Source organism: Streptomyces sp. NBC_00038, from assembly GCF_026343635.1.
In the GTDB taxonomy this organism is placed as follows: domain Bacteria; phylum Actinomycetota; class Actinomycetes; order Streptomycetales; family Streptomycetaceae; genus Streptomyces.
Map to the genome: position 1 here is coordinate 1,093,847 of NZ_JAPELQ010000001.1, position 21,908 is coordinate 1,115,754.

Genomic DNA, 21,908 nt, shown 5'->3' on the forward strand with positions numbered 1-21,908 from the left:
CGTCCCCCTATCGGGCTCGCAGCTCGCTTAGAGCGCGGCGGGATCGCCACAGGACGAGGAACGGAGCGACCAGAGCACAGGTGATGACCACGAGAGTGGGGCGCAAGCCGATCCGGGTGCCCAGTGCGCCGGCCAGGAGGGCGGCGAACGGGCGTAGTCCGAAGGCGAGCCACGCTCCGGTGGACTGGGCGCGGCCTTGTAGATGCTCGGGGCAGAGCTCCTGGCGAACACTGCGCTGCAGGCCGCCGTGCGCCACCGCGGCGCAGGTTTGGATGACCATGCCCGTACCGATCGCGAGCTGACCGCCCAAGCCGGGCCCGGCGAGGATGAGCGGTACCTGGGCGATCGGGTTCAGGGCGAGAGCAGTGAGCATGACGGGACCGGCTCCCCACCGGCGTTCGAGCGGCCGCCATGCGAGCGCGCCGAGGAACCCGCCGATGCCGCCGGCGCCCATGACGATGCCTAGAGCAGTCGGGCTCCAGGACAGTTCCCGCAGCAGGTACAGGGAGCAGATTGCCGAGCTCGCGGCGAGCACGAAGCTGGTGGTGGCGTTGGAGAGGACGATCGGGCGCACCACGGGGGCCTTGAGGGTGTAGTCGAGTCCCTCGCGAATCTCCGTCCACTGGCTGCTGCCAGCGGGCCTAGGGACGGGAGCGGGTTCAGGGTGACGGATGCGCACCACGCACCAGGCGCAGATCAGGTAGGAGACCGCGTCCAGCGCGATCGCCCGGGCGGCGCCGAATGCGGAGACCAGCACGCCGCCCAGGTTGTTGCCTGCCAGGTCTGCGAGCGAGTTGGCAGCCCCTAACTTCGAGTTGCCCTCTTTGAGTTGATCTCCATGCAGGAGAGTTGGGAGGTAGCTGATGGAGGCGTTGCTACCGATGACGTGGAGTGCGGAGACGAGGAATGTGACGACGTACAGCTGCTCCAGGGTGATCTGGGCGAGCCATTGGGCGAGTGGGATGGTGGCCAGAGTGGCGGCGCACAGCAGGTCGCAGCTGATGATGATGGGCCGTTTGCGGTAGCGGTCGGCGATGACGCCCGCGTGCAGGGAGAGCAGCAGTTGCGGCAACTTTCCAGCGAAGGCGATCAGCGCGACGTGCATCGTCGAGGCGTTCAGGTCCACCACCGCGATGACCGAGGTGCCGATGGTCGTGATGCCAAAACCGGTGACGGTGACGGCTTGTCCGCCCCAGTACCGACGAAAGTCTGCATGCCGCCACAGACTGGCCGCGGGGGCGACGGCGGTCACTGGAGCCCGCTCTTCGCAGAGCCCTGTGCCTGGGAGTGCCCGTTCTGGGAGGGGACGGCAGGGGCCTCAGTCGCGTACTGGGCCGCCTGAAGTTGGTATAGGCCCCGGAAGATTTTGGGGCCATCCACCTCGTCGGACAACAAGTCCGTGAAGGTGCCGGACTCCACGACCCGGCCGTGATCGAGGACGTGGATGAAGTCTGCTGCCCTCACGGAGCCGAGCCTGTGCGTGATCAGAATGATCGTCTGCCCGGCGTCGGCGAGGATGCGGATCTTCTCGAAGAGTTCCTGCTCCGCCTTCGCGTCGAGTGCCGAGGTCGGTTCGTCGACGATGAGGATCTCGCCTTGCCTGTAGTGCGCGCGGCCGAGTCCCAGACGCTGCCATTGGCCGCCCGAGAGCTGGTGACCCCCCTTGTACCCGCGGGCAAGCAGGGTCTTCCATCCGCCTGGCAGCTCGGAGATCAGCTCCTCGGCGCCGGCATAGCGGGCTGCGAGTTCCAGGCGATCGTCCGTCATGGCGGTCTCGGGGCGGCCGATGGCGATATTTACTGCTGCCGTGAACGGCCACCGGTAGAAGTCCTGGCCCACGGCTGCGACACGGGAGACGAGCTCTTGCCTGTCGGCCTGCGCGGCATCGACGTCGTTCCACAGGATTCGACCTGAATCCGGTTGATACAGACCGCACAGCAGCTTGATCAATGTGGTCTTTCCGCTGCCGTTCTCACCCACGAGCGCGACGATCTTCCCCGTGGGGATGGTCAGGCTCGCGCCGTCGAGGGCCCGCTTGGCGTCTTTGCCCTGGTACGTGAAGGTCACGTCCTCAAAGGTGATCTGCTTCAGTTTCTTGGGGAGGGGCAGCCCGCCGATGGGGATCGCTCGCTTCGTCGCCTCATCGCAGAGCTCATACAGATCCCCAACGAACATGCTCTCCTCGTGCATGAAGCCGACCTGGTTGACGAGGCTTTCCAGGCTGGAAGACCCGGTACGGATGGCGAGGACGGCAGTGCCGCCGACGGAGAGTGCCATGGCCCCGGTCCACAGCAATCCGCCGAGGGTGGCGTACGCGGCAGCAGTGGCAAGTCCGGTCCATCCGGCGGCGATCAGACCGGTGCGAGCGGCGAGCCGCGCGAGCCTGTCCTGTTCCCCTTCCTGGGACTGAGACATGGCCCGGAAATGGTGCAGGAGAAACGGGCCGACGTTGTGGACGCGAATCTCGGGCGCCGCTTCAGTGGAGATCAGCAGGCGGCTGATCAGCTGGCCGGCCCTCGAATGTTGCAACCAGGCGTGGAAGGACATGTAGCGGCGCCGTGCCACCGACAGCGTGGCCCATGCGCTGGGAAGCGTCATCGCAACGAGTAGAGGCAGGAGCGCCGGGTGCAAGATCCCAAGAACCCCCGCCGCGGCGATCAGCGATATCAGGGCGTTGATGACGTTCTGTGCGTACTTCACCATGCGCCGGGCGGAGCCAGCTCCGTACTGCGCGCTGTCGAGGAGCTTGTGGAACTCGTCGTCCTCGACAGCCTCCAACTCGACGTTGGCGGTGTGGGCCAAGTATCGCTCAGTGGCGACGCGTTCGACCTTCGGCTCCAACTGGCCCGTGCCTGCCGTAGAGAGAGCCCTCAGCACTGCACCGACCAGAGCGGCGGACGCGGCGACGGCCAAGGCCGGTCCGGCTTCCGTCAACCGCTCGGAGGTGGTGCCTCCGGCGAGGATATGGCCGAGGATCCGGTTCACAGCGATGAGGCCGATCGCCTGGCTGATGCCCCGGCCGATCTCCGCGCACGCGACCAGACGGAGAGCGTGCTTATCCGCCTGCCAAGCCAACTGGCCTGTAGTGACGAGCAGATGCGGAAGCCGCGTCACCATCGACCGTAAGCCGAGGTGAAGGAAGGCATCTTGGTGCTTATTCCAGCCGAGGTCGTAGCGCAGAGGGCCGCCGAAGAGCAGACGCTCTGACTCGGAGGGCTCCGCAGACGACGCATCGTCGGGACGCGAACTTTGCCTTGTCATCGATGCTCCTGTCTGTTCCGGCTTGGGCAGGCTGGCGGTGTCAGGCCCAAGGGACGCCCCCATACAGCTCCAGCGGGCCGGTGGCCTCGTGCAGCGCGGACAGGCAGGCTTCGATACGCGGGTACAGCGGGTGGGCTACCCCGGATGCCACCTCGCTCAACTCGGCCAGGCGCCACTGGTGGATCTCTGCGGTGTCGATACGGATCCGCGCTAGGTCGGCCTCGCCGAGCACCCCGCCGTTGTAGGTGAACCCGACCTGCGCAGGGTGGGGGGTCTTGTTCGCCCAGTTCGTGGCCAGCAGCCGACCCATCGGGACGTCCAGGCCGAGCTGTTCGCGGACTGCACGGCGTGCGGCCTGCCTCGGGTTCTCCCCGAGATCGCTGTCCACATCGCAGCCCGGCAGCTCCCACCCTCGATCCGTGCGGTAGGTGGGCTGGAGCAGCAGGACCCGTCCGACTGCGTCGGTGAACAGGACGGTCGACCAGGCCAGCACTTTCGGCCGAACTGCCCGCCATGAAGCTGGATCAAGGATGTTCGCATGTTCCAGTTCGGCCCGCCGTTGTGCGGCAAGCCCTGCGGGGGAGCCGCGCTGGACCTGGCCATCGACCAAGTGGGCGACCGCCCCGATATGCCACGCGGCCAGGCCTGCGCGTAGTCGCGCGGCGAGTGGCTCCGGCAGACGCGCGAGAGCCTCCTCGGGCGCGTACCAGTTCGCCGCAACGATCTCGCCGTCAGGGAACGAGATCCCTGCGACCTGATCCTTGTCCAGCGGGCCGACCAGATGTAGGTGCATCACCGCTGACCGTCCCCGGTCGGCGGACGGAGCGGAGTCCACTGCCAGGAGTCGACCGACCGTCACAGCCAGGCCCAGTGCCTCCTTCAGTCCCCGGGCCAGTCCTTCCTCGGGCGATTCAGTGTCGTCGATCAGCCCGCCCGGCAGCTCCAGATGGTCTTTGCAGGACGGGCTGAGCACCAGCACGCGGTCACGTGTGTCCACCACCAGACCCGTGGCGGAGAACAGAGGGGCTGGCTGGGCGGCGTAGTACGCACGCACCTCCTCCATCGTCGGCGTGCTTATGGGGGGTGGGCTGTTGAGCTCGGGCACGGGAGGTTCCCTGGGGGGTTGGCGGCGGTCAGGGCAGTTCGAGGTGGGTTGGCTGGGCGGCGCGTGACATCCGGCTGGCCACGTGGCCGAGCTCGGCGACGCTGGTGAGCTTGTGGCGCCGAGCTGCTTCGGTCAGCAGGGCGCGGAAGAGGGCGGCGGTGGCCGTGACCTCGTCCATAGCCCGGTGCCGGCTCTTAGGCTGCGGAATCCCGTGGCGAAGTGGGTGTCCCGGAACCGTGGATCGTCAGCCAGTCGCTCGCGGTTGGAGGTCATCGGCGGTCCCCGGGGCGGTCGGCCGCAGTCTTGAGCGCGTCGTCGAGGTCGTCGAAGTTGTCCAGAAGGCGGCGGATGGTGATCAGCCGGTCCTGCCAGTGCCGCTGTAGGTCGACTTCTGCTTCGTGCGGCAGGCCGTACTCGCTGGTGGTTGCGCCGTAGAAGCTGAACAACATGTAGAGCAGCGCGATCCGCAGGCACGCAAGGACGTCGTGCAGGGGGAGAGTGGGGTTCTCTGAGCGGTAGGCGGACACCATCGCCGTGGCGCAGGCTGCCCACTGGTCGCTGGTGGCCACCGTCCGGGGGTCGAATACGGCGCGCCCCAACTCCCACGACGGGAAGGCTCTCGCGCTGCGAAAGTCGATGATGCCGGTGACGACATCGGTGAGGACGAGCATGTTGGGGCGAGTGAAGTCCGCGTGCAGAGCCTGCTCGACCAGTTCCTCCGGCAGCCCGGCCCGGAGGCGGCCGACGTGCTTGGTGAGGTCCTGGCGGCGCTGGTCGAGTTGTTCACGCAACTGCGCCAGATTGCCGTGACCGCTCCGCCTCGCCGTTGTCGATACGGCACTGCACTTGGCCAGGGCGCTTTCGACGGATCCGGTTCGCCACCGTGACTGTTGCACGAGCTTCGGCAGGGGGTAGGCGGCCAGCACCCGGTGCATGCGCCCGAGCACCACGCCGATGTGCTCCGCTCGCGCCACGGTCATTGCAGTCGTGGCCACTCGGCCAGGAGCCTCGTCGACTACGGCCCATGCGCTGCCTTCGGACAAGACGATGAGGTCGCCGTCACGGTCAGGCCAGACCCTTGGTACAGGGAGATCAGCCGCCCGGCAGAACTCCGACATGTCCCAGGCCGACCGCGCAGCGTCCAAGTCGGCCGTCGACGCGTACTCCTTCACGAACAGCCGCCGGCCATCGGATGTCAGAACCCGTCGGTTGACGGTGTCGGTGCCCATCGGTACCCGCTCCACCACCTCCACCGTCATCCCGTACCGCTCGGCCAATACATCAGCCGTCAGCTCCTCTTCCCACTCCGTGTTGTCCATGCCGCTCACCGGATCCCGCCTGGGGTGGTGCGGCAAGCCGTGAGCACGGTGAACGTAAGGGTGAGTGCGCTCATCGGCTCGCACCCTTATTGATGCGGCGGCCGCTGTACTCAGCCTGTAGATGCCGCAGCATGGTGTGGGCTTCGTCGACGGATTCAATGTCGTGGTGCTCGAGGCCCCAGCGCAGGGCGCTCACCGCATCGAGCGCGGCGTACGCGGAACTGGCCTGGCGTTCTTCGGCGGTGAGTGTGCGTCCGTAGCCTTCCTCAAACGCTGCTTCCAGATCGGGTCGGCCGCGCAGGATGCGGTAGCCGAGGCGGGGCAGGTCGCGCCAAACAGCGGACTCGATGCAGGTCCGCTCGAAGTCGATGATCCTCAGCCGACGCTCGGCTTGATCCCACAGCCAATTCCGGGGCATGAAGTCGCCATGCGACACCACGCGAGGCAGCAACGCTGGCGTGTCCTTGGTGAGCGAGCGGACCATCGCGACGTCGTCTGGAGCCAGACACAGGGTGGCGCCGGCGAGCATCTTCTCGACGCTCTCGTCCCAGTTCGCTGGGCTTGAGGCAGACCCAGACTTGCCGGGCTTCGCGGCGTTGAGCCGAGCGAGGAGCAGACCGGCTTGGAAGTACACCTCCTGCTCTTCCTTCGAATCCAGTCGGAGGCTTCGGACAGGGCGGCCAGGAATGGCGGTGATCACGATGGCGCGTGCGTCGCTGTCCACAGCTCCCAGGACGGGGGCCCGATCCTTTCCGAGGGCGCCAGTCCATCCCTCCTGATAGGCGCGAACTTCACGCCGGTGCAGTTTGGGTCCCGGATTTCGCTTGGCGAACCACCGGCGTCCATCTTGGCCTTCGACCTCCCACACGTCGGGACGTCCGTCACCGGCCGATGAGTGATCGGCGATGATGCAGAAGCTGTTCGTCACCGACGCCACCCAGCGGTGGACCGTCTCGGGCATGTCGGTCACAGTGGTGCATCCTCCCGTTGACGAAACCAATGTTTGACGCAAGCCGTGGTTGAGTGATCGCACACGGTGATGTTGTGTGGTTGCGTAGCCTGCCAGGCGCCACTGACAACGCAGTCGGGCCTGAGGTCCCGAGCGGTGGAGCAGTACCGCGGGTCTCTACCTGCGACAGGTCATCTGCTCCGTGCGACTGCGATCGTCATCTCAGAACCCGTGTCCGTGACCGATTCATCGGCCACGCCGTATCGCCAGCCCTGAGTCACCAGGTGCGCGTCGCTGGAAGCCTTCAGCCGGCGTCGCAAGCGTCTGATCCGCACGCGAGCGGTAGCGCGCGAGACTCGGAACACGTCGGCAATGCGTTGCACCGTTGCACCCGACGCGATGAGGTCCCACATCTGAATCTCGATCTCGGTGAACTCACCGTCGTAAGACTCCCGCTCGGGGCGAGGAATCTGCCTGGACTCGTAGGCGGCATGGACGATTGCGGCCCGACCGCTCACTCCGAGCTTCCGGCCCATGCTCGCCAACTGCACGTTGACGGTGCCCGATGTGATGGCCAACTCGAACGCCGTTTGGGCGGTGTCCAAGCCGCCAGCGATCTTGCGAGCTACCCGGACCTGAGCAGGAGTGAGGGGTCGAGGCGTTACGCGAGGCTGGGCCGACACCGATCGAGCATCCTTTCGAATCGCGTGGACTCGGAGTTGATGGGGGTGGCTGTGCGGGCGCGTGCAGTCGAATCCGCGCAAGCGATTGACCCGCACAGCCGACGGCCCTCGTGTGCGATTGCCGCCTCGCCTAGCCGAAGACGCGTCGCGTGTCCACGCGACCTTGGAGTGGACGTTCGGCGGCGACGGTGCGAGCGTCGATCACCGTGGCCAGCGAGCTGCGTGTCATCGAGACGCCTATTGCGGCGCGACGCCCAGCGGAGCAGCGTTCCGTGGGTGGTTCGGGTTGAGGAACCACTTGCGTGCGGAGACGAGCCACCAGGTTCCGGAGAAGGCCAGCACCACTCCGACGGCGACGGGCGCGTAGTTGAACGTCTCCAGGGTCACTGGGGTGAGCTGGGGCAGCATGAACAGGACCGTGATCAGCATGACCCAGGCCACCGCGATCACGCCGACAGGCGTCGACAAGCGGCCCAGGTGCCAGGGACCCCGGTGGAAGTTCTTGCCCTGGCGCAGGCGCAGGAACGTCGGGACCACGTAGGCGATGTAGAGACCGATCGTCGCGATGGAGGTGACGGCGGCGTACGCAGTGACGTTGTACAAGTACGGCAGGCCGAGGACGAACGCACCGCCGGCAGCGAGCCACACTGCGTTGGTGGGCGTACGGGTCCCGGGGTGCAGCTTGTGCCACACGGTGGAGAACGGGAGAGCACCGTCGCGGGAGAAGGCGTAGATCATGCGGGAGTTCGCGGTCACGGATGCCATGCCGCAGAACAACTGGGCGCCGATGACGACGAGGAGCATCATCTTGCCGGTGCTCGCGCCGAGGGCGTCCATGAAGATCTGCGCTGGCGGCACCCCGGTTTCTGAATCAAGGGAGCCTGTGTAGGACTGGATGGCGAAGGTCAGCCCGAAAAGAAGGACGAAGCCGGCCACCCAAGAGACGACGATGGATCGGACGATTCCCTTCGGCCCTTCAACGGACGCGTTCTTCGTCTCCTCGGTCATGTGGGCGGACGCGTCGTATCCGGTGAACGTGTACTGGGCCATCAGCAGGCCGATGAGGGCCACGTAGACAGCGGAGCCCCAGCCTGTGTTGTTGACGAACTCGGTGAACACGAACCCGGGGGACTGATGCTTGTCGGGGATCGTCAGGAGCGCGCCGACGATCACGACGACACCGATCAGATGCCACCACACGGAGACGGTGTTGAAGAAGCCCACGATGCGCACCCGGAAGGTGTTCACGGCGGCGTGCAGCAGAAGGATGAGGCCGAAGAGCGTGATGGTGTGGCCGGGGGTGGCGGCGTACCCGAACTGAAGGTTCAGGTAGGCGTTGAGGAACGATGCGGCGCCGAAGTCGATGCCCGCGGTGACGGCGACCTGGCCGAGCGTGTTGAACCAGCCGGTGAACCAGGCCCAGGCCGGAGCGGAGGTGCGCGGGGCGAGTTTGTGGGCCCAGAAATAGAGGCCGGCAGAGGTCGGGTAGGAGGAGCAGACCTCCGCCATGGCCAGGCCGACGAAGAGCGTCATCAGGCCGACGAGCACCCACCCCCACATGATCAGGGCGGGCCCGCCGGTGTTCATGCCGAACCCGTACATGGTCAGGCAGCCGGACAGGATGCTGATGATCGTGAACGAGACGGCGAAATTCTGGCGCCCCGACATGGAGCGGTCCAGAGTCTGGGTGATGCCGAGCTCGGCGAGGCGTTCCTCTTCCGACAGTGTGACGCTCGGTATGTCCAGAGGCATGACAAGACCTACTTTCGTTGGTCGTACCTGGTAGATGCGCAGGGGGTGTTGAGGTCGCTACCTGCGAAAGGCCTTACGGTGCAGACGCCTTGACCGCCCAGGTGCGATGGCGGGTGAACAGCGTCGGAGCGTCCCCGCAGTAGCTCCAGGGAACGTCGGTGGCGTATGGGCCAATGGCGTCGAATACCTCCGCGGCTTCCCTGTGCTGGTTCGCGAAGGACAGGGCGTGGGCGAGGTAGTTGGCGTCCTCATGGAAAGCGGCGTGCGGGCTTCCAGGGGCCCTATATGTCCACCAGTTCTCCCATGTCTGCCGAGTCGAAGGGTTATCCGTCCACGGATGAACCGTCAGTCCGTACCGGTGTCCCTCCTTCTCCATCCGCACTCGGTGTGACTCGGCGAGAGCGACCAAAGGGAGAGTGTGGAGCGGAAGCCCACGGGGAGTGTGGGCGCATCGCTCCTGTGCCCAGTGGAACACTTCGCCCCCTACGCCATGCCAGGAGGGGAACATGTAGGTGAGGAGCTCGTGGTGCGCCTCTCTGTTCCACGGGTCGCGCTCCCCCACCTGCTTCCACACCGTCTGCACTGTCGCCCGCCATTGCCGGTCACGGCTCGGGGAGTGGTAGCGGAGGAGAGCGAGCATGACGACGTACGGTGCCGGATCAGCAGGCAGGGCCTCGCAGGCGGCATCGCACACTTCCCACGCTTGAGCCATCGCCACGTTGTTGCCCCCGCCCCGCGGGCCGGCCATCGACCGCAGGGCTTGGACGGTCGCAAGGAGGGCCAAAGCGTGAGGGGACCGCGGTTCGGCCTGTGCCCACGTATCGGCGAACGTCAGCCGCACCCCGGCGCGGGCGAGGACCTGGAGACGGGAGATGCGTCGGTCCCAGTCCGTAGCGGTCGCGGCCAGCAGTTCCCGGGCGCCTTCCCACCGGCCCATCGCAGCGTCATCCAGCACTGTCCGTAGCGGGAAGTCATCACGAGCCGGATGCCGGTCGAACGCCGATACACGCCTCATAACTATCCCGCCACCGTCGCTTCGGACGAGTGGGACAGTTGCTCGCCGCGCTCCATAGCGGCGTCCATTAACACCTTTTAGCCTCCGGAATGCGTCCGCCGCAGCGGAAATCCGATGTAGGGGACGAGTGATCGCGCAGAGCGGCCGAGCGGTCAATTCAGAAGAAGCGGACGATCTGTCGCTCTGCCGGCATTGGTACTCATAGTTAGAACTTGATCCCGCCGATCATTTCGATCACGCGCGACGTGGCTCCAGAGATCGTGGGCGCGATCGAGGAACTGGCCAGGTAGAAACCCAGAAGGATGCAGACGATCGCGTGCCCGGCGTTGAGCCCGCCTTTCTTGATGAGCAGGAAGGCGATGATGGCCAGCAGCGCGACGGCGGAGATGCTAACGGCCACAGGACAGCCCCCAGATGCCATCCGGCGTCGAGCGCGCCAGCACGCTCTGCGTCGCCTCGCGGCGGCGAGTAGGAACAAGCACCCGATCTCCCGTACATAGTGGCGCGCCGTTGATGTACGCCCTCGACCGTGGGTCTCGCGCGATCGGTGGCTGCTGACCACAGGACTGTCCCGTCAAACTTCCTCTACGTACATTCCGCAGGTGATATCACTGGGGTGATATCCATTCCAGAAAGGACTGTTGAGGCCACGCTCCCCACTTGAAGCACATCCAGACCTGACTGACGAGCTCAGGCGATCATTCGCGCACCGTACGCTCGTGACCTGCTGGAACGGGCCACTGCAGCCAAGGCGGGTTGAGGAGCTGAACGTGACCGAGGCCGACCTGGTACTCGTCCTGTGGGACATAGACCGGACCCTGCTGTACGTCGGGGACATCGACCGGCAGGTGTATCGCGAAGCCTTTGCGGAAGTCGTCGGCCGCCCGGCAGAGCGGCTACCAGCCCGCGGGACAGGCGTGACAATGCCACTCGCGATCCGCGGACTGCTCCTCGACAACGGTGTGCCGGAAAGGGACGTCGCCGAACTCGTACCGCTCATGGTCGAGTTGCTGCCGCAGCGACTGGCCGGCCACTCGGCAGACCTCCGCAGTGAGGGCGTAGTCATGCCGGGAGCGATCAGTGCCCTGCGTGCCGTCCACGATCACCCCCGCCTGGTGCCGACCGCCGTGACCGGCAACCTCAAAGCCAACGCTCTCCTGAAGCTCGAAGCCTTCGACTTGGACCGCTTCGTAGACACCGAAATCGGCGGCTACGCCTCCGACGACGATCACCGACCCTCTCTCGTCGCCGTCGCCCAGAAACGGGCCGAGGCCAAATACGGCACATACTTCACCCGCTCCAACACCGTGATCATCGGTGACTCCCTCGAAGACGTCCGAACCGGACTCGAAGGCGGATCCGCCGTACTGGGTGTTCCCTCCGGCAAGACGACCGCAGCCCAGCTACAAGACGCAGGGGCCAACGTCGTCCTCAACAGTCTTGAAGATGTACCGAGCCTGATCGAGGCCATCGCGCGCGTCACGGCCCAGCCCATGCAGCCTTGACTCCACGAAACCGACACAGACGCGCCACACAGCGGCGAGAGGTACGGCGCGGCAATGCCCGTATCACGGGAGTAATACCCCAGCACCGAGGTGCGGTCGTACGCTGTCGCGCGGATCAGGCTCTTACACGACCTGCCTATCCGCGCGAGACCGTTCCTTCGGGGTTCGTGGACGGTTGCCACGTTTGATCCACCCAGCGAGCCCGTCGACGATCAACCTCGGTGCTTCCAAAGGAATCCACTCTGATTGGAGGCGGAGATCAATGCCAGGTCTCATGGTTCGCGGATCGTCGCTCGGAGTGTACAACCACAGGTCGCGGCCAGAACGCGGGTGGTGAATCGGTGGAAGAACGACCCGACTGCCGTGGCCGTCGGCGTACTCGCCTTCGGCGGAGGGACGCTTTTGGTGAGTTCGCTCTTTGGAGTATGGACTGCCTTCAGCATCGTTGCTGCCTTGGCGATCGGGATAGCTGTAGGAGCAGAAGTGCAGCGACGCAGGGCACTTCGACATGAGTACGACCAGCAAGAGTGGGAGCGCATCGTCTGGGAAGAGTGGGGCTACCGAGGTGAGTAAGGACGGAGATCCGTGCCCCACGGCCCGAGCTCAATCGAACCCGGCTGGGGCTCTGTGCTTAGAACTCCCTGCGCCGTCACGGTCAACCAAGAATCAGGGCTGACCCCTGAGCCAGATGAACAGCAGCGGAAAGCTGACTGTTTCCGACGAACCTACCCGTACGACGACTTCAACGTAGGCAGGAGGAGCACCGACCGTGAGCCCTGAATGGCTGTGGATGCGGGCGATCGCACTACGCAAGCGAGAGCACCGCTGGCTCGCCAAGCGCGTCAAGCAACTCAACTCGTTCCTCTACCACAACTCACTTGCTGTTGGCGGAGACATTAGCCCCGACGTGTATCTCGGCCACCACGGGCTCGGAACGGTCGTCCACGACAACGTGACGATCGGCCGGCGAGTACGTATCTGGCAGAACGTCACGCTGTCAGTTCGTGCCCCTGCAGGATCACCGCACCGCATCATCGTCGGGGACGATGTCATGATCGGGGCAAACGCCGTGGTGATCACCCCGTTCGAGAAGAGCCTCCACATTGGGCAAGGGGCGAACATCGGAGCCGGAGCTGTCGTAACCCATGATGTTCCGGCCGGGGCCACAGTGGTCGGCGTACCCGCCCAGGTCGTGCGAGAAAAGACGACCTAGCTTGTCCGTTCCACTTGAGGACGACGGACAAAGCGGAGCGGATCAGGCCTCCAAGGGTGCTGGATGATCGAGATACCGGATGACTTCGCCAGCAGCACCATCGATCGGGAGGGCGAAAGCAGCAGGGCTTGGCTTGCGTCCCTGCCCGTCCTGGTGGATGAGCTACTCGAGCGTTGGAGCTGCACACCGACTGCTACAGCAATGCACGGACAGGTCGGACTCGTAGTCCCCGTGCTGCACCTTGGCAACCCCGGGGTCTTGAAGATCTCGCATCCGCACCCGGGCCTTGTTCATGAGCCCCACGCTCTTGCCCGGTGGGGTGGACACGGAGCCGTGCTGCTGCAAGAGCGTGATGACTCGAACTTCGCCATGGTGCTGGAGCAGGCAGAACAGACCAGCCTTGCTGATCTCGACGACGTTGACGAGGCGGTGGCCATCGCAGGCCGCCTCGTCCGTCGACTGGCTGTGCCAGCTCCTCCACGCCTACCACGGCTGCGTGATCACGCCGAGCAGTGGTGGCTGGATGAAATCCGCGAGGGAGCAGAGGAGTTGGCCTATCCGCTGCCGCAGCGGGTAGTCGACGCCGCGCTTTCAACCGTGAAGGAACTTGGCCCACACCAGCCGGACACGCTCGTCCACGGCGACCTGCACTACGCCAACGTGCTGCGGGCCGAGCGCGAGCCCTGGCTGGCGATCGACCCCAAGGGATACGTCGGCGATCCGGCTTACGACGCCATCAAACTACTCCGCGGCCACTTCGATGATCTGCTCACCGCCAGCGACCTCAAGACGGCGCTGTTTCGTCGTCTCCACATCTTCGCCGATGCCGCCGAACTCGACCGAGAGCGCGTCTCTCGTTGGGCCCAGGCGCGTGCAGTGATGTCCGCGCAATGGGGTCGCCAGAACGGAGACCCTGCCTGGCTCGTGAACATCACTGACCAGATCGCCGAAGCCCTGACCTGAACTCCCGGTGCGGATGCGCTCGCCTCCACCGCCTCGAACTGGACCACGCCCTCGGCCGCAACTCTTGCTGCCACATCGCCGAACGGTGCGGTTTCTGGTACGAGGGGACCCTGCGGGGCGCGATGGTCGAACCGGGCCAGCGCGTTCCGGGAACGTGCACCTGCGCGGCCGCCTGGCGACGGACCCGGAGCCGGAGTGGGCGGCGGGGCCGCTGGGGGAGGCGGCGCCTGACCGCGCCCCGTCGCCTCGCCCCGTCGGAAAACCACGGGCGCAGTCCGTGAACGCGCGGGATCATGAGGCATGCGCCCGGACGACTGGCACCTCACCGATGACGTAGACAGCTTCCTAGCCCGCGCAGGAGACTTCCTGCACTCGCGCCCTGCCCTGCACACCATCCCCCTGATGGTGACCGAGGGACTGCGGACGCGCGGAGCGCACGGATACGGCGCCGAAGCACCCGTCTTCGGCGTTCTGGAAAAGGCGGGCGAGGTCCGCGCGGCCTACTTCCGCACCCCGCCCCGCCGTCTGAACCTCACCACTCTCACCCCCGACGAGTCCGACACCCTCGCCGCTCATCTGGCCGCCCTCGGCCTCCCCATCCCTGGCGTCAGCGCCGACAGCGACACCGCCGCCGCCTTCGCCGAGGCCTGGCAACGGCACACCGGCGCGACGCCGACGATCCACGAGCGCCAGCGGCTGTACCGCCTCGGCACGCTCACCCCGCCGGAACCGCGTCCGGAGGGCCGGGGCAGGGTCGCGGGTGAGCAGGACCGCGATCAACTCATGTGCTGGCACGGAGAGTTCGCCGAGGCCCTCGGAGCAGCCCCCTCCGTGGACGCCGGCTCCTGGGCCGACACGCGCATCGACCACGGACGCATCACGTTCTGGGAGACCCCGGACGGCACTCCTGTCTCCATGGCGGGTGTGACCCCGATGGTCGCTGGCCAGATCAGGGTGGCCCCCGTCTACACCCCGGCCCACCTGCGCGGCCGCGGCTACGCGGGCGCTGCGACGGTCGAGGCCAGCCGGGCGGCGCTGGCGGCGGGCGCGGCGGAGGTGCTGCTCTTCGCCGACCTGGCCAACCCCACCAGCAACGGCCTGTACCAGCGGATCGGCTACCGCCCGGTGACGGACTTCGCGGTGTACGACTTCTAGATTGCTACGCCATTGATCGTCTCCGGTGGCCGCTGCATGCCCAGGAGGATCCGCAAGGCGTCTGTGCGTCCCCACGGCCCCGGCTCCGGGGGGTCGGACATCGGCCGCACCCACTTCTCCACAAAGCTCATCAGGACAGCTGACCGCGGCGCTGCGGATGCGTTGAAGCCTGAGCGGTGCCAGGTTGCTGCCGCCATGATCAACAATGCTCCGGGCTCACCGTCGAACACCGCGTGCTCGATGACGGCGTCGGGGTCGGGACGGTCCGTCCTCGCGTGTGACTCGGGAACCAGCTGAGTGGCTCCGTTTGAGGAGCGGAAGGAATCCAGAGCCAGCACGCATTGCAACCCCAGGACGGCTCCAGTCACAGGGGCCGGCATCTCGTTGTAGGGGTAGTCGATGTGCCAGCCATCGACTGGCTGGCCGGGCTGAACGACGTTGAGACTGTAGTCGGATACGAGGTGGTTCTCCCCCAGCAGTCCGTTCAACACCGCGGTGAGGTCTGGGTCGGCGAGAAGGTCAACAAACTCTTCCCCATGCCGGTACAGATCCCACACCCGTGTGGACTTGGGGTAGCGGTTGGCATGTTCGCCGCCCGCCAGGTGCTCGGCGAGCCTACGTATCTCGTCGCATCGTTCGCCCTGAAGGAACCCGGGCCAGATCGCGAACCCTTGCTTTTGTACGTCGGCGATCAGGTTGGCCGTGGACTCTGAGAGCGTCATTGAGCGGTACCGCCCTTCGGCTGCGCTCGAAGTTCGATGACTGTGCCTCGGTGATCGTGGTGCGAGAGATCCACCAGCGTCACGCCGGTGTCGAGAAGACCCATGATTTGGTCAACCAGACCTTCCACGTCGCTGTCGGCATGGCGAACATCGAATGTGCAGACGCTCCGGAGTTCGGGCTCTACAGCATCGGTCGCAAAATCCACCCCTGGTGTCACGATGACTCCAATAGACGTCGGGCGAGGAGAGCGGTGGCTGCTTCGGGGCCGATGAGTTCAACAGGCTGGAGACGCAGCCAATCGCCGATCTCGGCTAGGTACTGCTCGACGGCTCTCTCGCTACTCAACCTCGACAGGTCCAAGATCACACACGCCGGTTCCTCAGCAGCCAGTACTTGAGCAAGTCTTCGGAGACAGAACTCGGCCCGCCCTTCGGCGGCCGTGACGGTGTAGCCGTGCTGGACGGCCACCGTCGGTATGGACGGGGCCAGTTGCCTCCACCGTTCCACCGCTGGAGACACAGCATTGGGCGCGATGAGCAATCGGATGCCGCGGTCCGCGATCTCCTGTGGCGTGGCGTTGGGTGGCTCGGCGCTCACCAACAACGCCTGTACTTCCTCCAGGCCGGCACACGGTCCATCGAACTGTGCGACGGCGGGTGCTCCCTCCGGCGCGGTCTCATTGAGGATCAGCGCACTCTCCAGGGATTCCGGTACCGCACGGCGCAAGGCGTCGGCCTGCTGACCAGAGCCGGGGTGTAGGACGAGCATGAGGCGGCGCCGTGGGACGTGGGGCAGGGGCCGCTGGGCCAGCTCGTGAATGGCATCGACTGCATCAGCAAGACCCTTGTGGTTCGGTTCGAGCCGCACTTCGCGAAGAGGGCGCGCGAGAGCTCGGCGGACGAGTTTCTCCAGGGCGTCCGGATCAGTCGTCGCTGTGGCACCGCCGTACTGCTCAGCTATTCGAGCCGCATGCTCGTCGAGACCCTCCATGAAGGAGACGTCTGGTACGAGGACGAGATGGGCCTGCCCCAGCAACGCCTCGGACAAGGCATTGTTACCGGGCTTGATGATCGCGACATGAGCCGCAGAGAGAAGTCCCGCCAGCCGAGGCTCGTACCGGCGGACCGTGACGTTTCCTGTCTCTTGCAACGGCTTGCCGGCATAGTACGGGCCGGTGACGAATACGAACCGCGCTCGATCACCGTCCGCGTGGAGCCGTGCGGCCACTTGCGCGCAGGCACCGAAGAGACGGTCGCCGTAACCGTCAGGCATCTGATCTCCACCAGCCCCGCCGTTGACGACCACCAGCGGCTCGTCGTTGGGCGCGTAGGCGGCGCGCGTCTGCGAGATCTCGGCAGGAGAAGGCGAATAGCTGAGGTTCCCGATGAAGGAGAACCTGGTGCCGAACTGCACGGCAGCCATCGAGTCGCCACTGTGCCCTTCACGTGAAAAGGCCTCGCGGCTCTGCGCGATGAGGATCTTGTCGTACGCCGCAAACCGACCCTGCGTGCGGAGCTGGTCGAACGACGTCCCATCGAGGCGACGCATAACCAGTAGCCGAGGGCGCTGAGCTAGCGACTTGAGGGAAAGGTAGCGAGGGTCCGGGTAGGTGTCCTCGATGATTACCGCCGGATCAAGTCGTTCGAGGAGCCTGTCAAGGATCGCGGTGTAGCTGTCCTCTGCGACGGCCGACGACACCCTGTGCAACAGCGGAAAGTTGATGACCTCGACGGGGGTGTCGCGGAACAGGCTCAGAGAGCTGGCCTGGCTGATGATCACGGGCCGGAGTCGACCTTCGTTCCGGATGGCCTCGGCGATGAGCACGGCGCGTCTCAGGTGACCGAACCCGATGCCGTTCTTGACGAGCAGCACGGCGGTCTTCATCGGAGTCCTCCCATGGTCAGCGGCTGTGGCAGCGGGATTGGTACTTGGCACCGCGTTGCGCCGGCCGCCGCCGCAGCTCTGATTGGAGACCTCGGGTGCCCCATCTTGCTGAAGGGTCCGCTGGTCAAACCGATCTCATGGTGGGAGGCGCGCACAGGGTCCGGCATGTCGGTGAGTATCACGTGGCCGTCATCCTGTGTGTGGGGGTTCGACCGTTTCTTAAATCTTGTAGCGAGGTAATCACGCTGCGTGTTGCTGCGGCGTTGGCCCCGGACGGCCGAGCCTGCGCCGGGTACCGCCTAGGCCCGCCGTGGCGCCAATCCCGTGATTGGACACTCATCTTTTGGCTCAGCTAGATTTTTCGAATGGCGAATCTGGAAGAATTGCTGCATCAGCGGTTGGCCCCCGCGTTCGAAGCCGTAGCCGGCGCCCCCGTCGACCCGGTCATCCGACGATCCCAGCACGCGCACTTCCAGTCCGACGCCGCACTCGCCCTGGTGCGCAAGATTGGCGGCAAGCCCCGCGACATCGCCAGCCAGGTTGTCGAGGCCGCTCAGCTCGATGACCTCTGCTCATCGGTGGAGATCTCCGGCCCCGGCTTCATCAACCTGACGCTCGCTGACGAGGTGCTCGGGCGGCTCCTCGCCGACACTGTCGGTGATGAGCGGCTCTCTGTCCCGCAGGCGAAAGCGCCGGAAACGATCGCGATCGACTACTCCGCACCGAACGCTGCGAAGGAGATGCACGTCGGGCACCTTCGCTCGACGATCATCGGGGACGCGGCCGTACGCCTGCTGGAGTGGCAGGGCCACACCATCATCCGCCAGAACCACATCGGCGAATGGGGTACTCCCTTCGGCATGCTCGTTGAGCACCTCCTCGACATCGGCGAGTCCGAGGCCGCTCACGAACTGTCGGTCGGTGACCTCAACGGCTTCTACAAGGCTGCGCGCGTCAAGTTCGACGCGGACGAGACGTTCAAGAACCGCGCTCGCAAGAGGGTCGTCCTTCTCCAGAGCGGCGACGCGACGACGCTGCGACTCTGGCGGACCCTGGTCGACGAGTCCAAGAAGTACTTCATGACCGTCTACGGCATGTTGGGCGTAAAGCTCACCGAAGACGATTTCTTCGGCGAGAGCTACTACAACGACCAACTCCAGTCGGTCGTGGACGAGCTCGCTGAACTCGGCCTGCTCCGGGAGAGCGAAGGCGCTCAGTGTGTGTTCCCTGAGGGCTACACGAACCGCAACGGTGACCCGCTGCCCATCATCGTCCAGAAGGGCGACGGCGGATTCGGGTACGGCGCCACCGACCTGGCTACCATCCGGCACCGCCTGCGGAACCTGAAGGCGACCCGGCTGCTGTACGTCGTCGGCCTGCCTCAGCGACAGCATCTCGAAATGATCTACGACGTGGCTCGGGACGCCCAGTGGCTGGTCCCGCCCGCCCGAGCCGAGCACGTCGGCCACGGATCAATCCTCGGCGACGACGGCAAGATGCTGCGCACCCGTGCCGGCGTCTCCGTGAAGCTGGTCGACCTGCTCGAAGAGTCAGTCGTCCGTGCGTCCGCAGTCATCGCCGAGAAGAACCCTGAGCTCGACGAGGACACCCGTGCAGCCGTCGCTAGGGCCGTCGGTATCGGAGCGGTCAAGTACGCAGACCTCTCGACGGACCGCCTGAAGGACTATGTCTTCGACTACGACCGCATGCTGTCGTTCGACGGCAACACCGCTCCATACCTTCAGTACGCGAGGGCCCGGATCTGCTCCATCTTCCGGCGTGCCGGAGTAGAGCAGCCGCTGACAAACGTCGACACACTGGTCATCGCCGAGCCTGCCGAGCGGGCCCTGTCGTTGGAACTGCTCGAATTCGGAGCCCTCATCTCCGACGTTTCCGAAAGTCTGGAGTTCCACAAGCTCGCCAACTACCTGTACAGCCTGGCCAGCGCGTTTACGAGCTTCTACGAGAAGTGCCCCGTCCTGCGATCCGAGGGCGACATCAAGCAGAGCCGCCTGGTCCTGTGCGACATCACAGCGCGGACACTCGAACTGGGCCTGGGCCTCCTCGGGATCGAGGCACCCGACCAGATGTGACCAGTTGGAGCCCCGCTACCGGAGCGGAGCGGGGCTCCAGTTGAGGAGCCCTGTTGAGGAGTACGACCGACACCACTGGTTGTACTCCTCAACGCCTTTCACGCCGTGGTCGAGGACAGCGCGATAGACATCTATCGACCGGTACTCGGCCTTGCGCGCCACCAGAGCCTCCTTGATGTGCAAGATCCGGCTCCGCGTGGTCGAGCACAGCGCCGCGCGCATCGGTGCAACGAGATCAGCCGAGCGCGGCCCCTCGTAGTCAGTCGGAAGAAGCCACATCTGTACGGCCCAACGCACGCCGTCGAGTCTGTAGTGCAGTTCCCAACCGAGACCGGCGTCGGGTTCCCCCACTGCGTTGATGAACAACACTCGGTCTACCGCCGGATCTCGCGCCCAATCGGACACGAGTGAGAATCCGGCGTCTACCCGCAGGTCCCCGAAGATCTCGATGTCGATGTCCGGGGCGACCAATAGGTCGTAGGACATGGCCCCGCAAAGCCTCGGCTCACCGCATCGTTCCCAACGCTGCAACGGCTTCAGCGTGTCCAGCACCGTGCGGGCCTTCTCCTGACGAGACTCCTGCCGGCTGAGGAGGGCTGCGCCGTCATCGGATTCGGGAGCGACGGTGGCCGAGGCTCTCATCGAGCTGTCTCCATGTACCCGAAGGCTCGACAGGCCGCGATCAAACTCTCGGGCACATCGGCGTCGGCTGGCATGTCGCGGCCGGGCATGACGACGCCACTCTTGATCTTCTCGGTGAAATCGCCGATACCTTGCACGAACGGGCCGTGATCTACGGAGCCGTACGTGAGCATCTCGGGCTCCCACGCCACATTCAGGTGGACACAGATCTTGCGGGCCACCTCTTCCGCGTTGCTGGTGAGGTCCTCATAGCTCACGGTGAGACCGCCGAGTTGACTGCGAGCCTCCTGAAGTTCCCGCAGATACGTCGTCACCAAGTTTTCGGTCTGGGCGGGGTCTTGGTCGGGTCTTCCGGCTATCGCCGACTCGAGGATGTGCAGGGGGTGGCGGGTCAGGTAGATGTACCGGGCCTGTGGCCAGCACTCGGTGAGCCGTCGCCACAGCAGCAGGTTGCCGGGCGTCTTGTCGACCACGATGTCTTTGCCGCTCAGGACCAGCTCGCGGTGGAGCATCCGGTCCCACAGCAGGTGCTCGATCTCGGCAGTGGCGAGCCCGGAGGTCTGCATGGCCAACTCGACGTATGGGCTGATGAGTTGGACTTCGAGGTCCGCCAGGTGCAGCTCATGGGGGGCGCGGATCTTGCTGTGAGTGTCGAGGATGCACCGCAGCAGCGTTGATCCGGAGCGTATCGAGCTCAGGATGAACACAGGCGATGGCACCAGTCGATCTGAGACGGGCTCCGCGGGCATGATTGATCTCCTCCTCTTGGCGGGGATGGTCATCGGCGCCAGAAGTCGATGGGGTCCTTGCCCGGCTTGAAGCCGTGAGCCTCCACCATCGCTGCGGTCGCGGCGAAGTTCCGGCCCACCGTCTCGGGCTCGTGGGAGTCGCTTCCGAAGGACACCGCCGAGCCGCCCTCCTCGTACCACCAGCGCACCACTTCAGGAGCCGGCCACGGCCCTTGGGTGTTCATCTCCAGTGCCCGGTCGGAGCGGGCCAGCGCCCGCAGGACGGCCCGGTATTCCTCCTGGTAGTCGTTCGCGTCGTAGGGCTTCGCCCCCTTGGGCCAAGCTCGCATCGGGTAGTCGATGTGCGCGAGGACCTGGAAGACGCTGTTGGCCTCCACCATGCGGAGGGTCTCGGTCAGGTAGGTCCGCATGAGCTCATCAGCGTTCTCAGCCGTGAACAGGAACGGCGCGTAGTGCAGTTGCCCGTCGACGGCCAGCGAGTGCAGAGATCCGAGGAGCCGGTCGAAGTGCCGCCGCTCGAGAAGCGAGCTGATTTCCTTCTCGAACAGATGCGGCTCACCGAGTTCCATGCCGGCAAGGATCTTGAGATCCGGATAGCGGTCGCGGCAGCGTTCCAGGCACTCCCAGTAGCCGTCCAAGTCGAACAGACCAGTGTGAGCGTGGGTGTCGATGACCCGGACGACGGACGAATCCTCCGCCTCACCAGGGAACGCCCACGCGGTGAAGTCCGCGTGGTCGGTGAAGGAGATGGCTGGCAGCCCGAGCCGTATCGCCTCCTCGCACGCCTTCTCCATCACCCCCGTCGAAGCGTCCCACGACCACTCTGTGTGGACATGGTTGTCCGCCGGGAGAACTTGGCCAGGCGAGGCCTTCCATGCGAAATCTTCCGTAGCCAAC

21 protein-coding genes are annotated in these 21,908 nt (G+C 65.4%); 5 read left to right on the plus strand and 16 right to left on the minus strand.

The features are described from left to right. Positions 1-7: 7 nt before the first annotated feature. The 10 genes from OG219_RS05070 to OG219_RS05115 all read right to left on the minus strand — a co-directional run bounded on the left by OG219_RS05070 (position 8) and on the right by OG219_RS05115 (position 10,484). Positions 8-1,252, minus strand: coding sequence for an MFS transporter (locus OG219_RS05070; protein ID WP_266823271.1), 1,245 nt, complete (start codon positions 1,250-1,252; stop codon positions 8-10). After that, positions 1,249-3,261, minus strand: a complete 2,013-nt coding sequence (locus OG219_RS05075) for an ABC transporter ATP-binding protein (protein ID WP_266823273.1) — start codon at positions 3,259-3,261, stop codon at positions 1,249-1,251. The genes OG219_RS05070 and OG219_RS05075 overlap by 4 nt, the downstream gene beginning before the upstream one ends. A gap of 40 nt (positions 3,262-3,301) precedes the next feature. Further along, positions 3,302-4,366: an NUDIX hydrolase gene (locus tag OG219_RS05080; RefSeq protein WP_266823275.1), complete on the minus strand. Its 1,065-nt coding sequence runs from the start codon at positions 4,364-4,366 to the stop codon at positions 3,302-3,304. 28 nt (positions 4,367-4,394) lie between these two features. Then, on the minus strand, positions 4,395-4,544 hold the full coding sequence (locus OG219_RS05085; protein WP_266823277.1) for a hypothetical protein: 150 nt from the start codon (positions 4,542-4,544) through the stop codon (positions 4,395-4,397). 91 nt (positions 4,545-4,635) lie between these two features. Beyond that, the gene (locus tag OG219_RS05090; RefSeq protein ID WP_266823279.1) at positions 4,636-5,685 is read right to left on the minus strand and encodes a phosphotransferase enzyme family protein; all 1,050 of its coding nucleotides are present in this window, start codon (positions 5,683-5,685) and stop codon (positions 4,636-4,638) included. Between the two features lie 70 nt (positions 5,686-5,755). Next, positions 5,756-6,646 (minus strand): aminoglycoside phosphotransferase family protein, encoded by an 891-nt coding sequence (locus tag OG219_RS05095; RefSeq protein WP_266836006.1) that lies wholly within the window; start codon positions 6,644-6,646, stop codon positions 5,756-5,758. Between the two features lie 179 nt (positions 6,647-6,825). Further along, entirely contained in the window at positions 6,826-7,413 is a 588-nt protein-coding gene (locus OG219_RS05100; RefSeq protein ID WP_323183266.1) for a helix-turn-helix transcriptional regulator, read from the minus strand. Between the two features lie 141 nt (positions 7,414-7,554). Next, complete coding sequence (locus tag OG219_RS05105; RefSeq protein WP_266823283.1) at positions 7,555-9,069, minus strand: amino acid permease; 1,515 nt, start codon at positions 9,067-9,069, stop codon at positions 7,555-7,557. A gap of 73 nt (positions 9,070-9,142) precedes the next feature. Next, on the minus strand, positions 9,143-10,024 hold the full coding sequence (locus tag OG219_RS05110; RefSeq protein WP_266823285.1) for a hypothetical protein: 882 nt from the start codon (positions 10,022-10,024) through the stop codon (positions 9,143-9,145). 265 nt (positions 10,025-10,289) lie between these two features. Continuing rightward, on the minus strand, positions 10,290-10,484 hold the full coding sequence (locus OG219_RS05115) for a hypothetical protein (RefSeq protein ID WP_266823287.1): 195 nt from the start codon (positions 10,482-10,484) through the stop codon (positions 10,290-10,292). Positions 10,485-10,854: 370 nt separating this feature from the next. Here OG219_RS05115 and OG219_RS05120 point away from each other — a divergent pair, with 370 nt between their 5' ends. The 4 genes from OG219_RS05120 (at position 10,855) to OG219_RS05140 (ending at position 14,920) form a co-directional block, all read left to right on the plus strand. Next, positions 10,855-11,589, plus strand: a complete 735-nt coding sequence (locus OG219_RS05120; protein WP_266823289.1) for an HAD family hydrolase — start codon at positions 10,855-10,857, stop codon at positions 11,587-11,589. 769 nt (positions 11,590-12,358) lie between these two features. Next, a complete protein-coding gene (locus OG219_RS05125; protein WP_266823291.1) occupies positions 12,359-12,802 on the plus strand; it encodes a serine O-acetyltransferase in 444 nt (147 codons plus the stop codon). 63 nt (positions 12,803-12,865) lie between these two features. Continuing rightward, on the plus strand, positions 12,866-13,765 hold the full coding sequence (locus OG219_RS05130; RefSeq protein WP_266823293.1) for an aminoglycoside phosphotransferase family protein: 900 nt from the start codon (positions 12,866-12,868) through the stop codon (positions 13,763-13,765). A gap of 300 nt (positions 13,766-14,065) precedes the next feature. Next, positions 14,066-14,920 carry a GNAT family N-acetyltransferase gene (locus OG219_RS05140; protein ID WP_266823295.1) on the plus strand — a complete coding sequence of 285 codons (855 nt, stop codon included), beginning with the start codon at positions 14,066-14,068 and terminating at the stop codon, positions 14,918-14,920. Here OG219_RS05140 and OG219_RS05145 read toward each other — a convergent pair. From OG219_RS05145 to OG219_RS05155, 3 genes are read right to left on the minus strand one after another with little or no spacing between them, the layout of a single operon-like run. Then, positions 14,917-15,642 (minus strand): phytanoyl-CoA dioxygenase family protein, encoded by a 726-nt coding sequence (locus OG219_RS05145; protein ID WP_266823297.1) that lies wholly within the window; start codon positions 15,640-15,642, stop codon positions 14,917-14,919. The two genes, OG219_RS05140 and OG219_RS05145, sit on opposite strands and share 4 nt — an antisense overlap. Beyond that, a complete protein-coding gene (locus tag OG219_RS05150; protein WP_266823299.1) occupies positions 15,639-15,860 on the minus strand; it encodes a hypothetical protein in 222 nt (73 codons plus the stop codon). The genes OG219_RS05145 and OG219_RS05150 overlap by 4 nt, the downstream gene beginning before the upstream one ends. Beyond that, on the minus strand, positions 15,857-17,527 hold the full coding sequence (locus tag OG219_RS05155) for a hypothetical protein (RefSeq protein ID WP_266823301.1): 1,671 nt from the start codon (positions 17,525-17,527) through the stop codon (positions 15,857-15,859). Before OG219_RS05155 ends, OG219_RS05150 begins: the two co-directional genes overlap by 4 nt. Positions 17,528-17,892: 365 nt before the next feature. Here OG219_RS05155 and argS point away from each other — a divergent pair, with 365 nt between their 5' ends. Then, complete coding sequence (argS, locus tag OG219_RS05160) at positions 17,893-19,620, plus strand: arginine--tRNA ligase (RefSeq protein ID WP_266823303.1); 1,728 nt, start codon at positions 17,893-17,895, stop codon at positions 19,618-19,620. A 15-nt stretch (positions 19,621-19,635) separates the two neighbouring features. Here argS and OG219_RS05165 read toward each other — a convergent pair whose 3' ends face one another. The 3 genes from OG219_RS05165 to OG219_RS05175 are packed head-to-tail and all read right to left on the minus strand — an operon-like array spanning position 19,636 to position 21,907. Further along, positions 19,636-20,262: a hypothetical protein gene (locus OG219_RS05165; RefSeq protein WP_266823305.1), complete on the minus strand. Its 627-nt coding sequence runs from the start codon at positions 20,260-20,262 to the stop codon at positions 19,636-19,638. Next, positions 20,259-20,981, minus strand: coding sequence for a sulfotransferase (locus OG219_RS05170; protein WP_266823307.1), 723 nt, complete (start codon positions 20,979-20,981; stop codon positions 20,259-20,261). Before OG219_RS05170 ends, OG219_RS05165 begins: the two co-directional genes overlap by 4 nt. A 59-nt stretch (positions 20,982-21,040) precedes the next feature. Beyond that, positions 21,041-21,907 (minus strand): histidinol-phosphatase HisJ family protein, encoded by an 867-nt coding sequence (locus tag OG219_RS05175; protein ID WP_266823309.1) that lies wholly within the window; start codon positions 21,905-21,907, stop codon positions 21,041-21,043. Position 21,908: the final 1 nt, after the last annotated feature.